At 67.3% G+C, this 21,717-nt stretch carries 18 protein-coding genes; 8 read left to right on the top strand and 10 right to left on the bottom strand.

Annotated elements, in window-relative coordinates; translation table 11 throughout:
* Positions 1-32: 32 nt before the first annotated feature.
* Positions 33-896 (bottom strand): AraC family transcriptional regulator ligand-binding domain-containing protein, encoded by an 864-nt coding sequence (locus AB0L82_RS09620; protein ID WP_364633315.1) that lies wholly within the window; start codon positions 894-896, stop codon positions 33-35.
* A 380-nt stretch (positions 897-1,276) separates the two neighbouring features.
* Between AB0L82_RS09620 and AB0L82_RS09615 the strand changes: the two genes are divergently transcribed.
* Positions 1,277-2,092 carry an SDR family oxidoreductase gene (locus AB0L82_RS09615; RefSeq protein WP_364633313.1) on the top strand — a complete coding sequence of 272 codons (816 nt, stop codon included), beginning with the start codon at positions 1,277-1,279 and terminating at the stop codon, positions 2,090-2,092.
* A gap of 11 nt (positions 2,093-2,103) precedes the next feature.
* On the opposite strand, the gene AB0L82_RS09610 is transcribed toward AB0L82_RS09615, so the two are convergent.
* Both AB0L82_RS09610 and AB0L82_RS09605 read right to left on the bottom strand, forming a co-directional pair.
* Positions 2,104-3,096, bottom strand: a complete 993-nt coding sequence (locus tag AB0L82_RS09610) for a DUF5995 family protein (protein WP_364633311.1) — start codon at positions 3,094-3,096, stop codon at positions 2,104-2,106.
* 161 nt (positions 3,097-3,257) lie between these two features.
* The gene (locus AB0L82_RS09605; RefSeq protein ID WP_364633309.1) at positions 3,258-4,406 is read right to left on the bottom strand and encodes an acyl-CoA dehydrogenase family protein; all 1,149 of its coding nucleotides are present in this window, start codon (positions 4,404-4,406) and stop codon (positions 3,258-3,260) included.
* A 178-nt stretch (positions 4,407-4,584) separates the two neighbouring features.
* On the opposite strand from AB0L82_RS09605, the gene AB0L82_RS09600 reads away from it, so the two are divergent.
* Entirely contained in the window at positions 4,585-5,475 is an 891-nt protein-coding gene (locus tag AB0L82_RS09600; protein WP_364633307.1) for an ATP-grasp domain-containing protein, read from the top strand.
* The gene (locus AB0L82_RS09595; RefSeq protein WP_364633305.1) at positions 5,475-6,281 is read left to right on the top strand and encodes a hypothetical protein; all 807 of its coding nucleotides are present in this window, start codon (positions 5,475-5,477) and stop codon (positions 6,279-6,281) included. Before AB0L82_RS09600 ends, AB0L82_RS09595 begins: the two co-directional genes overlap by 1 nt.
* Positions 6,282-6,284: 3 nt before the next feature.
* On the opposite strand, the gene AB0L82_RS09590 is transcribed toward AB0L82_RS09595, so the two are convergent.
* From AB0L82_RS09590 to AB0L82_RS09575, 4 genes are all read right to left on the bottom strand, one after another.
* Positions 6,285-7,250 (bottom strand): purine nucleoside permease, encoded by a 966-nt coding sequence (locus tag AB0L82_RS09590; RefSeq protein ID WP_364633303.1) that lies wholly within the window; start codon positions 7,248-7,250, stop codon positions 6,285-6,287.
* Positions 7,251-7,363: 113 nt separating this feature from the next.
* On the bottom strand, positions 7,364-8,539 hold the full coding sequence (tuf, locus tag AB0L82_RS09585; protein WP_364633301.1) for an elongation factor Tu: 1,176 nt from the start codon (positions 8,537-8,539) through the stop codon (positions 7,364-7,366).
* A gap of 265 nt (positions 8,540-8,804) precedes the next feature.
* The gene (locus AB0L82_RS09580; protein WP_364633299.1) at positions 8,805-9,806 is read right to left on the bottom strand and encodes a PHP domain-containing protein; all 1,002 of its coding nucleotides are present in this window, start codon (positions 9,804-9,806) and stop codon (positions 8,805-8,807) included.
* Between the two features lie 17 nt (positions 9,807-9,823).
* The gene (locus AB0L82_RS09575; RefSeq protein ID WP_364633297.1) at positions 9,824-9,985 is read right to left on the bottom strand and encodes a hypothetical protein; all 162 of its coding nucleotides are present in this window, start codon (positions 9,983-9,985) and stop codon (positions 9,824-9,826) included.
* Positions 9,986-10,072: 87 nt separating this feature from the next.
* Between AB0L82_RS09575 and AB0L82_RS09570 the strand changes: the two genes are divergently transcribed.
* From AB0L82_RS09570 to AB0L82_RS09560, 3 genes are all read left to right on the top strand, one after another.
* Complete coding sequence (locus AB0L82_RS09570) at positions 10,073-12,937, top strand: BTAD domain-containing putative transcriptional regulator (protein WP_364633295.1); 2,865 nt, start codon at positions 10,073-10,075, stop codon at positions 12,935-12,937.
* 307 nt (positions 12,938-13,244) lie between these two features.
* Positions 13,245-14,387 carry an MlaD family protein gene (locus AB0L82_RS09565; protein WP_364633293.1) on the top strand — a complete coding sequence of 381 codons (1,143 nt, stop codon included), beginning with the start codon at positions 13,245-13,247 and terminating at the stop codon, positions 14,385-14,387.
* A 173-nt stretch (positions 14,388-14,560) separates the two neighbouring features.
* Entirely contained in the window at positions 14,561-15,061 is a 501-nt protein-coding gene (locus AB0L82_RS09560) for a L,D-transpeptidase (protein WP_364633291.1), read from the top strand.
* A 70-nt stretch (positions 15,062-15,131) separates the two neighbouring features.
* On the opposite strand, the gene AB0L82_RS09555 is transcribed toward AB0L82_RS09560, so the two are convergent.
* The gene (locus tag AB0L82_RS09555; RefSeq protein ID WP_364633289.1) at positions 15,132-15,527 is read right to left on the bottom strand and encodes an SgcJ/EcaC family oxidoreductase; all 396 of its coding nucleotides are present in this window, start codon (positions 15,525-15,527) and stop codon (positions 15,132-15,134) included.
* Positions 15,528-15,620: 93 nt separating this feature from the next.
* Between AB0L82_RS09555 and AB0L82_RS09550 the strand changes: the two genes are divergently transcribed.
* On the top strand, positions 15,621-16,571 hold the full coding sequence (locus AB0L82_RS09550) for a sigma-70 family RNA polymerase sigma factor (protein ID WP_364633287.1): 951 nt from the start codon (positions 15,621-15,623) through the stop codon (positions 16,569-16,571).
* Here the strand turns inward: AB0L82_RS09550 and AB0L82_RS09545 are convergent.
* Entirely contained in the window at positions 16,560-19,634 is a 3,075-nt protein-coding gene (locus AB0L82_RS09545; protein WP_364633285.1) for an AAA family ATPase, read from the bottom strand. The genes AB0L82_RS09550 and AB0L82_RS09545 overlap by 12 nt on opposite strands.
* 102 nt (positions 19,635-19,736) lie before the next feature.
* Between AB0L82_RS09545 and AB0L82_RS09540 the strand changes: the two genes are divergently transcribed.
* On the top strand, positions 19,737-20,903 hold the full coding sequence (locus tag AB0L82_RS09540; protein WP_364633284.1) for an epoxide hydrolase family protein: 1,167 nt from the start codon (positions 19,737-19,739) through the stop codon (positions 20,901-20,903).
* 62 nt (positions 20,904-20,965) lie between these two features.
* Here the strand turns inward: AB0L82_RS09540 and AB0L82_RS09535 are convergent, their stop codons facing one another.
* The gene (locus AB0L82_RS09535) at positions 20,966-21,586 is read right to left on the bottom strand and encodes a TetR/AcrR family transcriptional regulator (protein ID WP_364633282.1); all 621 of its coding nucleotides are present in this window, start codon (positions 21,584-21,586) and stop codon (positions 20,966-20,968) included.
* Positions 21,587-21,717: the final 131 nt, after the last annotated feature.

Here is a 21,717-nt window from a genome sequence, read left to right as displayed (position 1 = left end):
TGCCGAATTCCGCGGGTCTACGCTCGCCGCACCTATACCGGTTGCGGGATAGGTGAATTGGCACGCTGGGTACGAACGCGGAATTCCTGCGGCGGGCAGCCGCGCCAGCGGCGAAAGGCCCGGATGAACGAGGCCGCCTCGGCATATCCCAGGCGGGTCGCCACCTGTTCGGTGGTCATCTCGGTGTGGCACAGCAGCTCTTCGGCGAGCATCTGCCGGACTTCGTCGAGCAGTGCGCGGAAGGAGGTGGATTCGGCGTTGAGGCGGCGCGACAGGGTGCGCGGGCTCATGAACAGTTCGGCGGCCACCGCGGCTTGATCGGGTACCGCATCGGGGTTGCGCACCAGCAGGTCTCGTACCGTCCCGGACACGCCCTCCCGAGCGTGTCTGCGGGTCAGCAGGTTTCGGCACAGTTGTTCGCGGGTGCCGCGCACCCACGCGGTGGGCTGCGGAAGTGGCAGGTCCAGGTACATGCTGTCGAAGGCGGCCTCGTTGGCGGGCGCGCCGAAGATCGGGTCGATCCCGAAGATGGCCCGGTAGCGGGAGGTATCGGCCGGACCGCCGTGCCGGAAGCTGACCCGGTGCATGGGCATGCCGACCGCGAGCAGTTCCCGGCCGAAGAGCTGGATCGCGGTCATGACCCGCTCGGTGTGGGCGGCGCGCGCGTCCTCCGGAATCTCGTGATCGTGGAAGATCAGCCGGGCCTCGCCCGCGGCTTCGGCGAAGGTCAATTGTCCAGCGGCATAGGGCGGTTCCGAATATCGCATGGCCACCTCGACCGCATCGCGCAGTGTGCGACTGCTCAGTACGGCCAGGCAGGCGGCCGGCGGTATGCCCGGCGCGGGCGCCCATAGCGTGCGTTCAGCGTTGTCGCGCAATAGATCCCACTCGAACATCTATCCGGGTCCCCATCGATTCCATCCACACTCGGCCCGGGGCGACCCGGACAGTCACACGATATGCCGAATCCGCCGTGTCTGAGTCAGTTTCCCATAAGGTTGGGACATCTCCCTATACTCCTGCGCCGCAATACCTTCCCGGCGGTCTCGTTTCGTCACGTAACAGAAATCGCGCCACCGCGATTGACACTCATCCGGTTTGCCGGATCGGTGACGACGCGAGGGAATCCGCATCATGAGCTCACACACAATCCTGATACTGCCTGTTCTGGCCCTTCCGGCCTTCGGAGTAGGAGTGTGGCTCGGTATTCGCTCGTGCGCGGGTGACGGGTATCGGCGCAGACGCCCGGACGAGGGACCCGCTAACGTTCAGGTTCATGAGCACGCATTCCAGCCGCACCGTGGTGATCACCGGCGCATCGTCCGGTATCGGTAAAGCGACCGCCGCGGCCTTCACAGCCAATGGCGACAAGGTGATCGGCACCAGCCGCAATCCGGACACGATCGCGGTGGCCGATCGGGTACCGGGGGTGGACTATCGGGCGCTCGACCTCACCGACGCCGAATCCATCGCGGCCTTCGTCACCGCGCTGGGCACGGTCGACGTGCTGATCAACAATGCCGGGGAGAGCCAGGCCGGACCGCTGGCCGAACTGCCGGCCGCGGCGATCGAGCGCCTGTTCCAGCTCAATGTGCTGGGTCCGGTCGCACTGACCCAGGCGGTGCTGCCCGGTATGCGCGAGCGCGGATACGGCCGCATCGTCATGGTCGGCTCCATGCTGGGCAGTTTCCCCATGCCCTACCGCTCCTCCTACGCCGCCACCAAGGCCGCGCTGCGCGGTTTCGCCACCGCCGCCCGCTTCGAGGAATCCCCGTTCGGGGTGTGGATCACCACCCTGGAACCGGGCCAGATCGATACCGGCCTGAGCGAGCGCCGCACCAAGTACATCGACGAAGGTTCGCCCCACACAGCCGATTTCGCCCGTTTCATGGCCAAGATGGACGAGAAGATGGGGCAGGGCATCACCCCGGAACGAGTGGCGAAAACCATCCTGGGCGCGGTCGCGGCGGACCGCCCGAAACCGCTCTACGCCGTCGGTTCCAACGCCCCGGTCATGTTCGCGCTCCGCCGCCTGCTGCCACGCACGGTGATGGAACGCATGATCGCCGCATCCTACGGCCTGAAGCGCTAGCGCCCCGGGCGCTATCCGGCCGGGCAGTGCGAGCGATGCGGTCCCGGATCGGTGCGGGCGAACAGCCGCAGGATGACCTCGCCGAGCAGATTGGAGAGATTGTCGATCTGCTGTTCGACCGCTCTCTTCGCCTCCGGCGTCGGGGCCAGTAGCAGCTGTTCCCCACCGCGCCAGGCGTATTCGCGCCAGATCTGAATCGCCTGGCCGAAGGCGATCGCGGTGAGCGGCTCCATCTCATAGGGTGCCGCCATCGCCGGGTCGACCGCGCCGTAGAGGGCGGCGAGTTCGGCGACGGTTCCCTCCTCGGCCGCCGCGAGCAATTCGTCGATCTTCTCGTGGTCGGGCTTGTAGGAGGTGCCGTCGGGCGCGGTGACGCCCATATCGGCGATGACGATCGGCAGATCATGGGTGATGTGCGCGTTGTAGGCGACCGCCACATTGCCGAACACCGTGAGCGAATGATCATCGGAGGCACGGAAATTCTGCTTCCACGACTCCGGCACCAGATCCGGCCGGCCGTTCACGTAATAGTTGTCGATGGCGTCGAAGTAGTGGTGCGCGTAGGTGGTCGACCAATCGTTGACATGTGCCGGATGCTCGAATCCCCCACGCTCGCGCGCGATTTCCCGCTCACCCTTGGTGGTGTGCAGATAGCTCAGCAGCAGCGGCGCGTTGTCATCGCAGTCGGCCTTCATCACCGTGGCCCGCGATTCCATCTCGGCGATGGTGTCGTCGATGCATTGATCCGAGCCACTCGGGCACACACCCCGGGCCGGGGTATGCGGAACCGGCGCGGGCGGCAACTGATAGGTCCACGGCACATACGGCCCGCGCTCCGGAAACAGCTGCCGCGAGATCTGCAGCAACCCCTGCATGGGCGGCAGTCCGGCCACCCCGAGGACCAGGCGTGAGCCGAGCGAATCATCGATCTGCGGTGGTTCCGCCGATGCGGGAGCGGCGACGAAAGCCCCTGCCACACAGGCTATCGACAGCGCGAATGCCATTGGAGCACGCAGAAACGCCAAATCATTCTCCCGAGGACGACGACTTGAACACACCGGGCCACACGCCGGGCGAGCCTACGTCAGGAATCCGATAGCGCACCGCTATTGCCGGTGCGCTCGGGGTGTCGTTCGTATCGCGGGTGGAATGGGTTCGGCTGCGGTCAGGTGAGTTTCAGGTCGCGGCCGATGATTTCGCGCATGATCTCCGAGGTGCCGCCGTATACGCGGGTGACGCGGGCGTCGGCCGCGGCGCGGGCGATCGGGTATTCGCGCATATAGCCGTTGCCGCCGAACAGTTGTTGGCAGCGGTCCAGGCAGCGGAATTCCATTTCCGAGGCCCAGAGTTTGGCTTTGGCGGCATCGGCCGGGGTGAGCCGGGCGGCATTGAGTTCCAGGACGCATTTGTCGATGAACGCCTCGGCGACCGAGATCTCGGTGGCGACGTCGGCGAGCACGAATTTGGTGTTCTGGAACGCGCCGATGGATTGCCCGAAAGCTGTTCGGCCGGAGACGTATTCGACGGTGGTGCGCAGGGCGGCGCGGGCGCGCGCCAGGCAGGCGACGGCGATCTGCATGCGCTCCTGGGGCAGGTTCCGCATCAGGTATTCGAAGCCGCGGCCCGGTTCACCGAGCAGATTCTCCTTGGGGACGCGCACATCGGTGAAGTTCAACTCGGCGGTGTCCTGCGAGTGCAGACCGAGTTTGTCGAGATTGCGGCCGCGCTCGAAGCCGGACATACCGCGTTCGATGACCAGCAGGGTGAGACCGCGATGGCGATCGGGGGACGTGCGGACCGCGGTGATGACCAGATCGGCGTTGATGCCATTGGTGATGAAGGTCTTCGCGCCGTTCACCAGGAAGTGATCGCCCCTATCCACCGCGGCGGTGCGAATGCCCGCGACATCGGATCCGGCACCGGGTTCGGTCATGCCGATGGCGGCGATCGAGGTGCCCGCCACGAAGCCGGGCACCCAGCGCTCGCGTTGTGCGGCGGTGGTGAGCCCGGTCAGATACGGCGTGCAGATATCGTTGTGCAGCGCGAAATTCAGGCCGACGCCCGCGCAGTCGGCATCCATGAATTCCTCGATGAGGATTTGATTGAAGCGGAAGTCCGCGACGCCGAGGCCGCCGTATTCGCGGGGTGCGGCGAATCCGATCAGGCCGAGTTCCCCGGCGCGGGCGAAGACCTCGCGGGGCACGATGCCCGCGTCCTCCCACTCCAGATAGTGCGGCGCAACCTCTTTGCGCACGAAACCGCGGGCCAGTTCGGCGAAAGCGCGGTGATCGTCCTCATAGTGACCTCGTTCCATCACTCCATGGTCGTGCCGAGATGCCCTGCTGGACCAGAGAATCGCGGCCACACCGGCGAGATCCGTTGCGGCCGTGGTGTTGCGCTATCGGTTGCCAGAGCGATGATCTTGGTGAACAATCGGCGATCAATTCTGGACCGCTCGGGGCGGGAACAGCAAAATGTGGGAGCGGGAACGAATGGCGGCGCGAGTCAGTCTGTGTTTTCTGGTGGAGGAGCAGTACCGCCGGGACGGCATGCCGCGCAGCGTGATTCACCAACTGCGAGCCTGGGGTCATCGGGTGGACGTGGTGCGGCCCGGCGGTGAGCTGCTGGATCTGAATACGCTGGTCGAACGCGGGCACCATGACGCGTGGGTGCTCAAGACGGTTTCCGGCGGACCGGGACTGGGACTGCTCGAGGCCGCCGCGGCATCCGGGCTCACCACCATCAATGACGCGAGATCCATTCGGGGCGTGCGGGATAAGGCCCGCGCCGCGGCCCTGGCCGCCGCGCACGGCCTGCCCGTGCCCACCACCTGGGCGGCGGCCCGGCCGCGCGATCTGGCGCGGATTCCGGCCGCACGCTTCCCACTGGTGGTCAAACCCGCCGACGGCAGCTCCGGACGTGATGTGCGCGTGGTGGAGCGACCCGAACATCTGGCCGCCATCGACCGCGCCGATCAGGGCCTGCTCATCGCGCAGCCATTCGTCCCCAATTCCGGTGTGGATCTGAAGGTTTACTGCGTGGGCGGGCAGGTGTACGGCACCGAGCGTGTCTCTCCGCTGCGCACCGGCGGCCGCAAAGCACCCGATCGCGCGGTGACCCTGGAACCCGAGATCGCCGAGATCGCGACGCGAGTAGGTGAGGTGTTCGGCCTGGATCTGTACGGTCTCGATATCGTGCGCGGCCCGGACGGCCCGATCGTGGTGGACGTCAATGACTTTCCCAGCTTCGGTCAGATGCCGCAGGCGGTGCCGACCGTGGCCCGCGCCATCGTGGACCTGGCGCGCGGCGGTTCGGCCTGGCGCTTCGAACCGCGAATGCGCGAAACCCGTTTCGCCGAACCGCTCGCGGTGGGGGTGCGGTAATGCGCATCGGACTGCTGACCGGCGATCCGGGTCATCCGCTCCTGGCCGAGACCACCGCGCTGCTCACCGCGCACGGCCATCGCATCGAACATCTCGCACCACAAACCCCTGTGCCACCGGCGAATCCGGCGGACATCTACCTGCTCAAGGCCCGCACTCCCGCAGCTCTGCGATTGGCGCGCGCACTGGAGGATAGCGGTGTGCCGGTACTGAATTCGGCCGCGAGCACCGAATTCTGCCAGGATCGCGCGTTCATGGCGCGACGGGCGGTGGAGGCCGGATTTCCGTTCGCCGCGACCACCGTGCTGCCCAATCCGCGTCATCTCGGTGATTTCGAGCGACCACTGGTGATCAAGAGCAGGCATAGCCGCCGCGGTGATCTCGTCACCCGGGTGGCCGATGCCGAGGAACTGCGGGCGGTGACGCAGCGCTGGCCGGATGAGCCGATCGTGGTGCAGGACTTCACCCCCGGCACCGGCTGGGATCACAAACTCTGGGTGATCGACGATCAGGTCTTCGCCGCGCTGCGGCAATCGGAGTTCGCGCCCGACCCTCGGCTGCCGGACCGGGCGTCCCGGATTCCGCATCCGTGGGCCGATCTGGCGCTGGCGGTCGGAGAGGTGTTCGGCCTCGATATCTACGGCGTCGACATGCTCGAGGTGCACGGTTCGCCCGTGATCATCGACGTCAACGCCTTCCCGGGTATGCGCGGTCGCGCGGGTGCGCCCGAAGCCCTGGCCGCCCGCGTGCTGAACCCGGCCCCCGCGCGCCGATTGCTCACTCCCGCAGGCGTTTCCGCCGGATAGCCCTCACTTCGCGGGCGGGTTCTTCAACAGGTAGTCGGCGGCGGCGCGGCCCACCGTGTACGCGTTGTCCAGGCCCAGCTGGAACCCCGCGGTGGAGTGGTCGATGTGATCGACGACCGACTGCCCCGAATACGGCTGGTCGAAATTGCTCACGGTGCGCAGTGAGAGATAGCGGTCGAGATAACCGTGCGCCTCGAGCGCGGTGGCGGTGGCATTGTCTTCCATCTGGGTGGTGCAGTAATCGCCCTGCCCTTTGGTGCGCAGGCCCATGATGTAGCGGGCGGTATCCGAGAGCGGTTTACCGGAGTAGAAGTCGTCACCGGTCATGGTGTCGCACTTCATGACCGAGGGCTTGCGACCTTCCTGGCCGGGGTACATGGCGCGTTCGGCGGTCGCCTCCGGGCTGTCGGCGAGGGTCGCCTCGCGGGTGGCGTCGTAGACCTTGTCCACCAGTGCGGTGTTGAGGTCATAGGCGGCGGTGTTGTAGTCCTCCACCGGACGAAAGCCGTAGGGAACGCCGGGAGCCTCAGCTGGATCCAGGTGATTGCCGAGATCGAAATCGACCACCCGCCGCGCCCAGACGGCCGAGCCGAGGGTGCCCCGGTCAGGCGGGGTGCCCGCGATGCCCGCGGTGAGGAAATACGCCCGGTCGAAATTGAATTTATCGCTGCCGAGGATGGCCATCATGGTGGTGGCGGCATTGGCCTTGCCCTGGCCGGTCTCGGCCACGCACAGGTGATCGTCATTGCAGCGCACCGGTTTGTACGCACCCGCGACTTCGACGGTGGTGGGCAGCTGCTCCCGTTGCAGCCAGACCTGGTTCTCGGGATCGAACATGGTGATGACCAGCACGCCGACGTCGATGCGATCGGCGTCCCGGTCCGATCCGCTCGAACAACCCGTCAGCGCGACCGCGCCGAGGGCGGTCACTCCGAGAACAGCGGCAAACTTCCGGCGACGAGAGGTCATGCCGTCAGACTATGCGACAGACCGACCAGTCCAAATTCTCGCGACACACGGTGGGAGCGTGGAATTCTCGGCCCCGGGGGTGAATGCCCGGGGCCGAGATCCTTGCGTGCCGCCTACTCGCTCACCGCGAGGACCGTGCCCGCCGCGACGGTCCGGCTACCCTCGCGGATCGCGAAGCCGAGACCGGGTTCCAGCGGAACCGGACGGCCCAGGGTCACCGACATCTCGACGGTGTCCCCCGGATGCGCACGGCCGTCCGGCAGCACCACATCGCCCACCACGTCACCGGTGCGCAGATAGAACTGCGGCCGATAACCGCTCACGATGGACGTGCGCCGCCCGCCCTGCGCCGCGCTGAGCAGCTGCACCCGGGCGGTGAACCCGGTGTGCACGGCAATGCTGCCCGGCGCCGCGACCACCTGACCGCGACTGACCTGACCGCGTTGCACACCGCGTAGCAGCAGCGCCACATTGTCGCCCGCCTCCGCCGATTCCATTGTCCGGCCGAAGGTTTCGACGCCGGTCACGATCGACTCCAGGCCCTCGCCATACCCCAGCACCGCCACCCGGTCGCCCATGCGCACCCGGCCGCGTTCGATGGCCCCGGTCACGACGGTGCCGCGACCGGTAATGGTGAGCACGTTCTCCACCGGCATCAGGAACGGCGCGTCGGTGTAGCGCACCGGCATCGGGATGTACTCGTCGATGGCCGCGAGCAGCCGCAGCAGCGCGGCCGACCACTCCGGATCACCCTGCAACGCGAGCAATCCCGAAACCGGCACCACGGGCAGCCCGTCGCCGTCGTAACCGTTGGCGGACAACAGTTCCCGCACCTCGAGCTCGACCAGCTCCAGCAGCTCGCCGTCACCGGCGTCGGCCTTGTTCAGCGCCACCACGATGTGCTCGACCCCGACCTGCCGGGCCAGCAGCACATGCTCGGCGGTCTGCGGCATGACGCCGTCCAGCGCCGATACCACCAGGATGGCACCGTCGAGCTGGGCCGCCCCCGTGATCATATTCTTCACGAAGTCGGCGTGCCCCGGCATATCGACGTGCGCGTAATGCCTTGTGGCCGTTTCGTATTCGACGTGCGCGATATTGATGGTGATACCGCGCGCGATCTCCTCCGGCGCGCGATCGATGCGATCGAACGGTATATAGGAACCGCCGCCCTGTTCGGCCAGCACCTTGGTGATGGCGGCGGTCAGGGTGGTCTTGCCGTGGTCGACATGACCCATGGTGCCGATGTTCAGATGCGGCTTGGTACGCACGAAGGCCTGCTTGGCCATGATGAATTCTCCGTCTGGGAGCCGTGATTACAGGGACCTCATGAGGAAGCGGACCTTCCCCGTCTGAGGTCCCGGGACGTCCCGGAGAAGGTCAGCTTCGTGCGCCGCCGAATGCCGCGACAACCTGCGCAGCGCTCGGCGCACCCGCGACTGCGGATGCGACGGCGATGGGGTACGCGAACATGGGGATCACCATGCCCGATGAGCGGATAAGCGCGCCACTGGTTTTCGCGCGGCTCCCAATCAGGTGGCGCGGGTTACGGGTCTAGCTCGTCCAGGCGAGCAGTTTGTCCACGGGCCAGGTGTTGATGATCCGCTCGGCGGGCACGCCGTTGTCCAGTGCGCGCTGTGCCCCGTAGCCGAGGAAATCGAGTTGTCCGGGGGCGTGCGCATCGGTGTCGATGGAGAAGTCGCAGCCGATGTCCAGGGCGAGCTTCAGCAGCCGGGTGGGCGGGTCGCGGCGTTCGGGCCGGGAGTTGATCTCCACGGCGGTGCCGTAATCGCGGCATGCGGTGAAGACCGCTTCGGCGTCGAACGCCGATTCCGGGCGGGTGCCGCGATTGCCCTCGACCAGTCTGCCGGTGCAGTGGCCGAGGATATCGGCCTGACCACCGGATACCGCGCGCACCATGCGCCTGGTCATGGCGGCGGATTCCATCTTGAGCTTGGAGTGCACGCTGGCGACCACGATATCGAGGCGATCCAGCAATTCGGGCTCCTGATCGAGGGAGCCGTCATCGAGGATGTCGACCTCGATACCGGTGAGAATGCGCATGGGCGCGAACTGTTCGCGCAGTTCGTCGATGACATCGAGTTGCCGCCGTAGCCGGTCGGGTGAGAGGCCGTTCGCCACCGTCAGCCGGGGCGAATGATCGGTGAGCGCACAGTATTCATGCCCCAAAGCCTGTGCGGCGGCCATCATTTCGGCGATGGGGGCGACGCCGTCGGACCAGTTCGAGTGCAGGTGCAGATCGCCTTTGAGCGCCGCCCGCAACTCGCCGCCGCCCAGGTCCTTCGCCGCCGACCGCAACGTCACCAGCGCATCGGGCTCCCGGCCCGCCCAGGCCTGCGCGATCACGGCCGCGGTCTTCGGGCCGATTCCCGGCAACGATTGCCAATCGTTCGCTTTGCCCAGCTGTTCGCGCCGCTCGGCATCGAGTCCCTCGATGATGTCGGCGGCATTGCGGTAGGCCATCACGCGCCGGGTGTCCTCGCGGGCGCGGTCCTTGTAGAAGGCGATCTGGCGCAGGGCTACGACAGGATCCATACCTCCAGTGTGCGCGCTCAGCTCGCCAGGACTCCGGACAATCCGGGCTCGAGTACCGAATCCAGCGCCGACCAGGGGATGGTGATGTCGAACGGTCCCAGGGCGGCCGGACCGGCTGAGCTTGTGCGGATCGGTGCGGGATTCGGCAGCGGAGAACCGCGAATGCCTCGATATTCCATCGTGGGAGGAGCGGATCGCTGCTGGCAGGCCGCTGATCGGTTGCCGGGGTTTCCCTCTAGACTCCCCCGAACGGGGAGGTCGGTTTGTTGAAGTTCGCACTCCTGGGTGAGGTCCGCGCCTGGCGCGCGGACACGCCCTTGGAATTGGGTCCGCCGCAGCGGCGGGCCGTGCTGGTGGCACTGCTGCTGCGCGAGGGCAAGGCGGTGACGGCCGCCGAACTCGTCGAGGGCATCTGGGGTGAGGATCCGGTGCCGCGCGCGGTATCGGCACTGCGCACCCACGTGGCCAAACTGCGCCGGGAACTGGAGCCCGAGCGCATCACCCGCGCCCCGGCCGCCATGCTGATCTCCATCGGGGACGGGTACGCGCTGCGGATTCCGGACGGCCGCACCGATATCGGTGAGGTGCGCGAACGCGTCGAGACGGCCGCGCAACTGCGTGACGACGATCCGTCCGCCGCCCGGGAAATCCTGCTCGACGCGCTCGGCCGATGGCAGGGCGCGGCCCTGGGCGCACTGCCCGGACCGTACGCCGAACGCCAGCGCGCCCGGCTCGAACAGTGGCGGCTCACCATCCTCGAGGATCGGCTCGCCCTCGATATCGATACCGGGTACAGCGCCGAGGCGGTCGCCGAACTCGGACCGCTCATCGTGGAACATCCACTGCGCGAACGCTTCCGGGCACTGCTCATGACCGCGCTCTATCACAGCGGACGGCAGGCCGAGGCGCTGCAGGAGTATGCCCGCGCCCGGCACGCGCTGGTCGAGGGCATCGGGGTGGAACCCGGACCGGAACTGAGCGCGGTACACGCCCGCATTCTGCGCGCCGAACTGCCGCCGGTGCGCCGCCCCGGACGGGACCGCACCCCGGCCCAATTGCCGCCGGACATAGCCGATTTCACCGGTCGCTCCCGGGTGGCCGATGAGATCGCCGCACAGCTCGGCGGTGACGCGGGCGCGGTGGTCATCTCCGCGGTGGGCGGTATGGGCGGGGTCGGAAAGACCACGCTCGCACTGCATGTCGCGCATCGGGTGCGGGATCGCTTCCCGGGCGGGCAGCTGTACGTGAACCTGCGCGGCGTGGATGAGGAGCCCACCGCGCCCGGTGACGCGCTGGGCGGATTCCTGCGCGCGCTCGGCGTCGCGGAGAGCGATATCCCCCCGGCCGTCGACGATCGGGCCGCGCAATTCCGGACCATGCTGTCCGACAGGCGAATTCTGCTGGTGCTGGACAATGCCCGGGACAGCGCGCAGGTGCGCCAGCTGCTGCCCGGCACCCCGGGCACGGCGGTGCTCATCACCAGCCGCTCCACCCTCACCGAACTCCCGGCCGTGCGCCGGACCCGCCTCGATGTGCTCGAACCCGCCGAGGCGATGACCCTGCTCACCCGCATTCTGGGCGCGGAACGCATTGCCGCCGAACCCGCCGCCGCGCACGCGGTGATCACGCTGTGCGCCTGCCTGCCGCTGGCCGTGCGCATTGTCGGCGCGCGACTGGCGGTGCGCCCGCGCTGGACCATCGCCTCGATGGCGGCCCGGCTCGCCGATGAGAATCAGCGGCTCGATGTGCTGCGGACCGGTGAACTCACCCTCGACGCCGCCTTCCGGCTCGGCTACGGACAGCTGAATCCGGAGCAGGCCAGGGCTTTTCGCACACTCGCCCGCGCCGACGTCCCGGATCTGCCCACCGAGGCCGCGGCCGCCGTCCTGGGCGTATCCACCGCACAGGGCGAGTACCTGTGCGAGGAGCTGGTGGATCTGAGTCTGCTCGAGACCACCGCGCCCGGGCGCTATCACTTCCACGATCTGCTGCGCCTGTTCGCCCGCGACCAACCCGGGGAGGACGAGGCGCAGGTGCTGGCGCGACTGCTGGACTACTACCTGGCCAGCGCCAAGAACCTGCTCAGCGCCATCGACTACAGCAACACAACCCGGCTGCTGGTTCCCACCACCGTGCCCGGGCACGCCTGCACCGGCGGCGCGGACGGCCAGCGCTGGAACGATATCGAGCGACCGGTGATCATCGCCCTGCACCGGCAGGCCGCCCGCCTGGGCGGACCGGGGGTAGCCCTGGCCGCCGATCTGGCCTGGGTCATGGCCGAGGTGATGGACGGCGGCACCGGTGCGCGCGAAGTGGCCGACGCGCTGAAAGCGCTGCTGCACACCGCGACCCAGGAGGGTGACAGCGGCAGCGTGCGCCGCTTGCGCACCGCGCTCGGGGCCATCATGCAGGTCGGGCTGGGCGAGGTGCAGGCGAGTCTCGAGTTCCTGCAAGCCATTTCACCGCCGGTCGACGATGCGGGCCGCCGCTTACAGGTGCTCGCCGAACTGCTGCTCGGCATCGCGGACCGGCGACTCGGCAATACCAAGGACTCGCATCGGCACTACGCCAATGCGGTGGCGCTCACCCGCGCGCTGGGCGATCGCTCGATGGAGGCGTGGATTCTGGCCCTCGCCACCCGCACGCTCTGCGAATCCGGACAGTACGACGAGGCGGTCGCGGTCGCCGAACGAGCCATCGAGATGGCGCGCGAATGCTCCAATTTCGTCGCCCTGGGCTGGGCGCATCACGAATTGGCCGCCACCCGTTCACTACTCGGTCAGCACGACGACGCGCTACGCCTGGGCGAGGAGGCGGTGCGCATCGCCCAGCGGAACGGCGTCCGGCTCTGGGAGGGCTGGGCACGCACCCGGCTCGCCCAGACTCATCTGCGGGCGGGACGCAGCTGCGCCGCGGAGGCCGAATCCGCCCGGGCCCTGGCGCTGCTCAGCATGGCGGCCGATCCCATCGATCGCGCCCGGGCCCTGGCGCTGCACTCGGCCGCGGTGGCCGAACGCGGCGATACCGCCACCGCCGCACGCGAACTCCGCGACGCCACCGAGGCATTCCGGCGCGCGGGGCTGCCCCCACCCACGCTGACCACGTTGTTCTCCCCCGATCCCGGACAATAGCGAACGTTCATTCTCTTTTCATCGCGGACTGGCACTGTCATTTCGCGGCCGCACCAGTGGGCGACAGATCACCGGTGTGGCCGCACAACACAGTCATGTTCGCGCGTGGGTACGAGGGGTTCACACGCGCGCTACATGCATGTCCGGGTCCGGGGTCCGCCGGCGTCGCCTAGTATTGCCCGCAGTTTCGCCACGAGTTAGCTCTGCGCTTCACACAGCTTTTGCTCTGCGCTTCACACAGCACTGCACCTGTTGTCCGTGATCGGCGATGAAGGCGGGCCTGTTGGGCATTCTGCGAGAACACAAAATGCTGATTTCCAATGTCGCGCTGGTGGGCTGCCTGCTGGCCGGATCGAGCTATCTGCTGTTCGATATCGCCCGGGTGCGACCGGGCGGAAGTTACAGCGTCACTGTGCAATTGGATAAATCCGGCGGGGTCCAGGCGGGCAATGACGTCACCTGGCGCGGCTACCGGGTGGGCACCGTGAAATCGGTGTCGATCATCGATAACGGGGCCCAGGTGGAAGCGGTCGCCGAAATCGAGGACAAGTACCGGATTCCGGCCGATACGGCCATCCACGTGGGCGCACTGTCCGGGGCCGGTGAGCAGTACATCGACTTCCGGCCCAATACCGATCACGCACCGTTCCTGAAAGACGGGCAGGTGATCCGCTTCGATCCACTGCGAATCAGCACTCCGGTGCCGATCTGGGAGACCCTCGCGAACTCCAATGATCTACTCGCGCAGATCGATCCGAACAAGATGAACGCCATTCTGACCGAACTGGATACCGCGCTCAGCGGCGGACAGGATCAGCTGCGGCATCTCATCGAGGGCATCAGCATCGCCACCACGGGCCTGGACAATCTGCTGCCGCAGACGACGAGCCTCATCACCAATCTGCGGTCCATCGCGAGCACCTCGACGCACGCGCAGCCGGATCTGGGCACGCTGACCCGCAATTCGCGGCTGCTGTTCGATCAGGTCAATGCCGCCAATGCCGAACTGCGGCAGATTCTCGATCACGCGCCCGAACAGCTGGCGGTGCTGGACGGCATCCTGGATCGCAATCAGGATCCGATTCAGAGCCTGGCGACCAATATGACCGCGGTGGTGCACGCGGCGCTGCTGCGGACGCCAGCACTGCGCGCGCTGTTTCCCGCGCTGGTGATCGGCACCTCGGCGATGGGCGTGCCCGCGCACGACAACGAGTTCTACACCATTGTCGATATCTGGCCGCGGCCGTGGTGCAACTACACGACGAAAATGACACCGCAGTACGTGGTGCAGGACGACACGCTGTTCCGCTGGACCTACTGCGTCAATCCGCCACCGGAACAGCAGATTCGCGGCTCCTCCAATGCCCCGCGACCGGACATTCCGAACAATGGTGCGTATATGCCCACGGGGGCCGACCCGAATGAGCGCACGCTGCCACCGGTTCGGTGAATTTCCGGCATGGCGGGGGCGTGTCGGCGCGCGACCCGCGAGTTTGTCCCGCGAATCCAGGTACAGACCGCGCAGAATGATCAATTGCACGAGACGAATAGAGATGTCCCTTCGCCCTGGCAGGCGAGTACACCGGGCGGTGGGCGAGGCTAGAGAGGTCAGATGACTCGATGATGAGCAAGTGTTCCCTCGGCTCGGCAATGCGATCCCTCGTCTTCGCGGGCGTGGCCGCCGGTTTGGCGGCCGCACCGGCGCAGGCCGAACCGCTGTGGCCCGGCGGCCCGGACGTGCCGGGTGCTCCGGCGATCATTCCGACCCAGCCGGTCACCGCGCCCTGCTCCGCTCAGGCCCGGGCCTGCCTGCGGCTGGGGACCAATGAGGCGTGGCTGATGGACAATGGCAAGGTGATTTACGGGCCGACGCCGATTTCGCACGGTATGCCCGGATTCGAAACGCCGCCGGGATTTTTCCACGTGGACTTCAAGCGGCCGTTCCACTGGAGCACCCTGCATCAGGCGCCGATGGAGTACGCCATCTTCTTCAACGGTGATATCGCGTTTCATATCGGACCGGTGGACAAGAAGTCGCACGGGTGCATTCGCATGACGCCCGATGGTGCCAAGCAGTTCTTCAACTACCTCAATCCCGGTGACGCGGTCGAGGTCGTGCCGTAACTCGAGCTGACCCGACGAAAAATCCCCGCCCCCTTCCGCATTCGCGGAAGGGGGCGTCGTTTTACCGAGGTTATGCCGCGCAGTTGTGGTAGGCCGCCACGAACCAATCGCCATCCTTGCGGACCAGTACCCAGGTCGCGAATTCCCAGCGTTGGGGTTCGGTCTGATCCGCGAGCTGAACTCCGCTGCGGCTGTTCACGATCGCGGTGTCCGGGGCCGGAAAGCGCACGGACAGCAGCTCATCGCGCACGGATGAATCGCGCAGCGGTCCGGTGAACATGGCGGCGAAGCGGGCGCGGACGGATTCCCGGCCGTCGGTGCGCGAGCCCGTCACGATCGAGGTGGCGTCCGCGAGATAGTCGGCCACGAAGGCGTCGGCGTCATTGGCGGCCCAGGCGCGATAGACGCCGTCGATGACCTCGAGTACGGCGGCCCGGTCGGTGGCCTGTACGGCGGTGTCGTTCATGGTGATCCTCCTGTTTTCGCCGCGCGGTCGGCGGCTCACGAGTACCTACCGGCGGTGCGCCGGGATGTCATCGGTGTGGCGTAGAAAAGGTGGGTGGCCGATGAATTCAGCACCCGCACCGATCCCTACCGGCGGGAATTGCTGGCGCACTGCTATCGCATGCTCGGCTCGGTACACGATGCCGAGGATCTGGTGCAGGAGACGCTGCTGCGCGCGTGGCGGGCGCGCGACAGCTATGACGAGAGTCGCGCGTCCATGCGCACGTGGCTGTACCGGATCGCCACCAACGCGTGCCTGACCGCGTTGGAGCAGCGCACGCGGCGGCCATTGCCCGCCGGGCTGGGCGGGCCGCCGGGAGACGATCCGCGCGAAACGCTGGTGCACGGCGGGGAAGTGCCGTGGCTGCAGCCGATTCCGGACGCGCTCATCGGCGATCCGGCCGAAGTCGCGGCGGCGCGCGGTAGTCTGCGATTGGCGCTGGTGGCGGCCATGCAGCAGTTGCCCGCACGGCAGCGCGCGGCACTGGTGCTGCGCGAGGCGCTGGACTGGCCCGTCGGGCAGATCGCGCAGGCGCTGGACATGACTCCGGCGGCGGTCAACAGCGCACTACAGCGGGCGCGAAAGACATTGTCCGCGAGCGGCATTCATGAGGACGATATCGCCGAACCGGATGCCCAGCGGGCCGTGGTGGACCGCTATGTCGACGCGTTCCGCAAGGCGGATCTGACCGCCCTGGAAAAACTGCTCGCCGACGATGTGATCATGGAAATGCCGCCCATGCTCAATTGGTTCCGCGGCCGCGCGCACTACACCGAATTCCTGGCACAGGTCTTCGAATGGAACGGCACCGACTGGCGCATGCTGCCCCTGGCCGCCAACGGCCAGCCCGCCATCGCCGCCTACGTCCGCGCCCCCGAGGGCCACTACACCCTGCACACCCTCCAAATATTCACCCTCACAGGCGATTCCATCACCCGCCTCACCGTCTACCAGGACGCGGAGATCTTCACCCTCTTCGACCTCCCCGCCGCCCTATCCGAGTAGCCCGTGCTCATGCGCGAACGCGGCCGCCTCGGTACGCGAAGCCACCCCCAGCTTCGTGAGAATCCGCGAAACATGCACCCCCGCCGTATTCGCGCTGATGAACAACTCCCCCGCCACCCCCCGATTACTCAACCCCTTCGCCACCAACCGCAACACCTCGAGCTCCCGCGCGGTGAGCCCGAAGGTGCGCGAGCCACCGCTCTCCCGCACCTTCGGCGACTCACCGCCACCTCCGGCGATCGAAATCCGCGCCCGCGTCGCCACCCGCCCGGCGGCGGCGATCAGCGGCTCCGCCGACAGCCCACCGGCCAACTCGACCACCCGCCCCAGGGCGCTCGCCGCTGCTTCCCGATCCCCCTGTCCCGCAAGCAATTCCGCTATTGCCAACAGACTCTCCGCTTCCTCGAAGGGCTGCTCGAGACCCCGCCACGCCCGCACCGCGATATCCCAACCCGGAACCGTTCCGTCCCGATGCGCATGGACGGCGGCCCGATGCGCCACATCCACCGACGACGTGCAGGACAGCGAATCTCCCACCGCCAGTACCCGTTCCACAACGAGGTCGGCCCGCCCGTTTTCCGCCCCGCTCGGACCATCTCCGCCCGGCCCCGTCGGGGATACGGCCAAGTCCTCCGCACCGCGTGCCAACCGAGAGTCGCTGCTGCCGCGCCCAACCCGCGCGCCGTCAGCGTCGGAGCGCGCGGCCCACCGCCGAGCTGCCAGCGCGAGTACCGGCCAGGCATCGTGCGGGTGCGCCTCGAGTGTGGCGGTCACATCATCGAGCGACCACACTTCCATCAGCGCGCGGTCCACACCGATCTCATCACCCAACCGCATCGCGATCGAACCGTTCAGCAACTGCCACTGGAGCCGATAGGGGATCGCCCATCGTCCGTCGCCGAGTAGCTCGCCCGCGCGTCCCGCGCATGCTCGCGCGGCCTCCATATCGCCCTGCCCCAGTGCGATTTTCCCGTAACTCAGGAGCAATGCCGCTCGGCTCAACGGCGGCAGTCGCTCGAACTCCGCCTCGTCCACGACCGCCCGCGCCTGCGTCCACCGTCCCAGCGCGGTCAACGCCTGCACCCACTTCACCAGCAGAATCGGCGCACTCTCGGCGAATCGGAAACTCTGCTGCGCCACCCGCAATCCCAGCTGCACGGCCGAAATCGCGGCCCGATACTCCCCCGCCGCCAGCAGTACAGCCGACTCCCACGTCACCACATCCAGCAGCACCAGCGGATCGCCCGCCGATCCCGCTGCCGCCCTGGCCGCTTCGAAATGGCCCAGCGCGACCTCATGACCCGAATCAGCCGCGGTGCCACTCGCCGCTATCAGGCCGAGGTAGGCGTGGGAGCGGGCGGCCAGGGCTGGGGCATTGCGGGATTCGGCGAGGGAAAGGGCGGTGTTGGCGGCGGGGGCGGCTGCGGCTGGGTTGCCGGCGAAGACGGTGGTGAGGGCGAATTGGGCTAGGGCTTGGCCATGTTCGAGGGTGGAGGGAGTGGACGGGAGCAGGGACAGGGCTCGGGTCAGGTCCTCGCCGGGGCCTGCGCCCGTGGAGCCGCGCAGGGCGGCGCGGCGCAGGTGCAGGCGCGCGGCGAGGTCGGGGTTCGCGGTGCTGTCGATGAGTTCCAAAGCGGCGTCGGCGGCGGCGATTCCGGATTCGATCGCACCGGAGGCCATGGCGGACTCGGTGAGCTGTTCCAGTACAGTGACTTTCGCGACTCCCAGCCGCACTGCGGCGTTCGGGACTCGATCCCACAGGACAAGGACCTGTTCGAGGTACGCGACGCGTTCCGGTGCGGAAACGCTCGAGGAAGCCGCAGGACCGGTGCAGGTCTCAGCCGATGTGCCTGACACCTCGGCGGCGGTTGACGTCCCGCCGGTGGCAACCGACGCTCCTACGACGGCTGACCAGTACGCCGTCAGGGCAACGGGGATGTCTCCGGCCGCGGCGGCGTGGCAGGCCAGTTCGGTGGCGTACATAGATTGGGAAGGGTTGGTGCGCAGTACTTCTGCCAGGCGGGTGTGGAGTTGGGTGCGTTCGGTGGGGAGCAGGTCGTTGTAGACGGCCTGGCGGATGAGGATGTGGCGGAATTCGTACCCGGTGTCGGTGGTGAGTAGAAGTTGGCGGGTCACCAGTTCGCGCAGGGCCGCGTGCAGGGCGTCCGAGGGGAGGTCCACGGCTTCGGCCAGCAGGTCGTGGCGGATGGGGGAACCGATGGCGGCGGCGATGCGCAGGAGGGCGTGGGCGGGCGGGGTGAGGCCGCGCTGGAAGCCGAGGAGGAGGTCGGCCAGGTCGGCGGGGATCTGGTCCGGGGCCTGGCCGAGGGCTTCGACGAACAGGGGGTTGCCGCCGCTGCGTTCGAAAACCGTTGTGATCAAGGCGGGTTCGGGCTCGCGCGCGAGTAGTGCGGCGAGTTGGCGGCCGACCTCGTGCCGGGTCAGCGGGGCGAGGTCGAGGGTGCGCACGCCGGGATCACGGCGCAGTTCGGCGATCAGTTCGCGCAGGGGGCCGGAATCGCCGGGGCGGTAGCTGCCGATGAGCAGCACATCGCCGTCGGCCAGGTTGGCGACCAGGAAGGTGAGCAGTTCGCGGCTGGCGGCATCGGCCCAGTGCAGATCCTCCAGGATCAGCACTGTCTGCCGGGTCATGGCCAATTGCTCTATGACGGTGAGGATCTCACCGAACAGCCGAATCCGATCCGGCTCCGGGGCCGCGGTGCCGGTATGCACCGCCAGCTGCGGCAGCCAGTTCGCCAGGGCGGGTTGGGGTGGCAGCAGTGCCGCCATCTCCGCGACCCCGAGTTCGCGCAGCAACCTGCGCATGACAGCCAGGAAGGGCGCGAAAGCCACACCGTCGGAACCGAATTCGGGGCAGCGACCCGGCAGCACCAGGGTTTCGCGGTCCAGTCGCCGGGTGAATTCGCCGATGAGCCGGGATTTTCCGATCCCGGCCTCACCCGCGATCAGCACGGTATGGGTCGCGCCACCGACCGCGTCGAGCAGCGCCGCCAGCTCGCCGCCGCGGCCGATGAGGGCACTGCTGACCGGAAGATTCACCACCGGCTCGATCATGCCGGGTGCGCGGTAAAGAGCCCAGCGCGGGCGGTAAATAACGAATTCTCATGATGTGGGGCGGGGGTCGTTACCGGAAATATTTATGTCATGAGCAGCGAGAACACCGCCATCCGCCCCTTCACCATCGATATCGCGCAGACCGACCTGGACGACCTGCGCACCCGCCTCACCCGGACCCGCTGGATCGATGACACCCCGGGCACCGGCTGGGAGCGCGGTGTGCCGACCGCGTATCTGCGCGAGCTGACCGCCTACTGGGCCGAGAAATTCGATTGGCGCGCAATCGAATCCCGTCTGAACGCGCAGCCGCAGTTCACCACCGTCATCGACGGCCAGCGGCTGCACTTCCTGCATGTGCGCTCGACGCGACAGGACGCGACTCCCCTGCTGCTGGTGCACGGCTGGCCCGGCACCGCCGCGGACTTCCTGGACCTGATCGGCCCGCTGACCGATCCGGCCGCATACGGCGATCCCGAGGCCCCGGCCTTCCACCTGGTGATCCCGACCCTGCCCGGCCACGGTTTCTCCGGACCGGTCACCGAAACCGGTTGGCATGACGGCAAAGTCGCCGGTGCGCTGGCCGAGCTCATGGCCCGCCTCGGCTACGACCGCTACGGCGTCCAGGGCGGTGACCACGGCGCGTTCGTCGCCCCGCGATTGGCGCGTGAGCATGCCGATCACGTCCTCGGCGTGCATGTGAACGCGCTGGTCACCTTCCCGACCGGCGATCCGGCCGATATGGCCGCGCTCACCGACGCCGAGCGGCGGCGTCTCGCGGCCATGAAGGACTTCCAGGACAACGGCTCGGCCTATATGCAGCTGGCCGGTTCCCGCCCGCACACCCTGGCCCAGCTGCTCGCGGATTCCCCGGTGGCACAGCTGGCCTGGATCGTGGAGAAGTACCGGGAGTGGACCGATGCCACCCACGAGTTGCCCGAGCAGGCCATCGACCTGGACAAGATCCTGACCACGGTCACCATCTACTGGCTCACCGATACCGCCCGCAGTGTCGCCGATTATTACTACGAGCGTTTCCACGACCGCACCATGTTCGCGCCCAAGCCCAAGGGCACGGTGCCCACCGGCGTCGCGGTCTTCACCACCGCCGATTTCGCCATTCGCGCCTTCGCGGAGAAGGCGCACAACATCACGCACTGGTCGGAGTTCTACTCCGGCGGCCACTTCCCGGCCCTCGAGGTCCCCGACCTGCTGATCGGCGATATTCGCGAATTCTTCGCCACGCTGGAGCACTGATCCCGAAACCCGCAAGCCCCGCACCCGAGTGGTGCGGGGCTTCCGGCGTGAGCAACGCTCGCCTATCGCGGCGTCAGGAAGCTTTCCAGGGTCCGGCGGATCTTATCGGCGGCGGTCGGATCATCCAGGCGCAGTGCGGTATTGGCGGACCGGAGGACGGCGTCGATCTGGAAGGCCGCGAGATCGGTGTCCAGGGGAGCGATCTCGCCCGCTTCGACCGCCCTGCCGAGCTCATAGGAGAGCAGGCCGACCCATTCGCTTTGATTGCGCACGAGCGCATCGCGAACCGGACCCGGGCGGCTGTCGAATTCGCTGAGGTTGGCGGCCTGGAAGCAGCCGCCCGCGAAGACCGGTGTCACAGCGTAGTCGATCCAGCGTTCGATGAGTTCGCGAAGCCGGGCCGCGCCATGGGGTTTGGCGCGGGCGGGCTGGGTGATCTCGGCGATGAAGCGGTCCCGCGCGTAGTCGACAGTGGCCAGTTGCAGCATTTCCTTGGTGCGGAACAGGGTTTGGATGCCCGCCTTGCTGAGACCGGAATCGGTGGCGAGGCGGCCGAAGCTCAGGCTCTCCAGGTTTTCCAGCGAGGCGATATCTACGGCACGGGCCAGCACCACCTGCCGGGTCCGGGCCCCGCGCAGCAGTCTTTTATCGGTGACCGCAGCAGTCGCGGCCGAACTTTCCATACGGTCGATCGTACTCCTCAGCTCGTTCTACCGGCCCGGACGCTGACGTTTCATCATGATGCGCTTGCCTGCGCGAGGTGACCGCCATTACAGTTACGCACCAGTAGGAACGCGAGCGTTCCCTGAAAAGT

Source organism: Nocardia sp. NPDC052001 (assembly GCF_040680615.1).
GTDB lineage: Bacteria > Actinomycetota > Actinomycetes > Mycobacteriales > Mycobacteriaceae > Nocardia.
Note: the sequence above shows the minus strand (reverse complement) of the source record. Positions and strands in the feature narration are given on the sequence as shown.

Bases quoted from the DNA above. Each gene is read 5' to 3' on its own strand.
- AB0L82_RS09610 (WP_364633311.1), bottom strand. From the start codon at position 3,096: ATGGCATTCGCGCTGTCGATAGCCTGTGTGGCAGGGGCTTTCGTCGCC.
- AB0L82_RS09575 (WP_364633297.1), bottom strand. From the start codon at position 9,985: ATGGAATATCGAGGCATTCGCGGTTCTCCGCTGCCGAATCCCGCACCG.
- AB0L82_RS09560 (WP_364633291.1), top strand. From the start codon at position 14,561: ATGAGCAAGTGTTCCCTCGGCTCGGCAATGCGATCCCTCGTCTTCGCG.
- AB0L82_RS09595 (WP_364633305.1), top strand. From the start codon at position 5,475: ATGCGCATCGGACTGCTGACCGGCGATCCGGGTCATCCGCTCCTGGCC.
- tuf (WP_364633301.1), bottom strand. From the start codon at position 8,539: ATGGCCAAGCAGGCCTTCGTGCGTACCAAGCCGCATCTGAACATCGGC.
- AB0L82_RS09535 (WP_364633282.1), bottom strand. From the start codon at position 21,586: ATGGAAAGTTCGGCCGCGACTGCTGCGGTCACCGATAAAAGACTGCTG.
- AB0L82_RS09600 (WP_364633307.1), top strand. From the start codon at position 4,585: ATGGCGGCGCGAGTCAGTCTGTGTTTTCTGGTGGAGGAGCAGTACCGC.
- AB0L82_RS09580 (WP_364633299.1), bottom strand. From the start codon at position 9,806: ATGGATCCTGTCGTAGCCCTGCGCCAGATCGCCTTCTACAAGGACCGC.
- AB0L82_RS09540 (WP_364633284.1), top strand. From the start codon at position 19,737: ATGAGCAGCGAGAACACCGCCATCCGCCCCTTCACCATCGATATCGCG.
- AB0L82_RS09620 (WP_364633315.1), bottom strand. From the start codon at position 896: ATGTTCGAGTGGGATCTATTGCGCGACAACGCTGAACGCACGCTATGG.
- AB0L82_RS09615 (WP_364633313.1), top strand. From the start codon at position 1,277: ATGAGCACGCATTCCAGCCGCACCGTGGTGATCACCGGCGCATCGTCC.
- AB0L82_RS09590 (WP_364633303.1), bottom strand. From the start codon at position 7,250: ATGACCTCTCGTCGCCGGAAGTTTGCCGCTGTTCTCGGAGTGACCGCC.
- AB0L82_RS09555 (WP_364633289.1), bottom strand. From the start codon at position 15,527: ATGAACGACACCGCCGTACAGGCCACCGACCGGGCCGCCGTACTCGAG.
- AB0L82_RS09565 (WP_364633293.1), top strand. From the start codon at position 13,245: ATGCTGATTTCCAATGTCGCGCTGGTGGGCTGCCTGCTGGCCGGATCG.
- AB0L82_RS09605 (WP_364633309.1), bottom strand. From the start codon at position 4,406: ATGGAACGAGGTCACTATGAGGACGATCACCGCGCTTTCGCCGAACTG.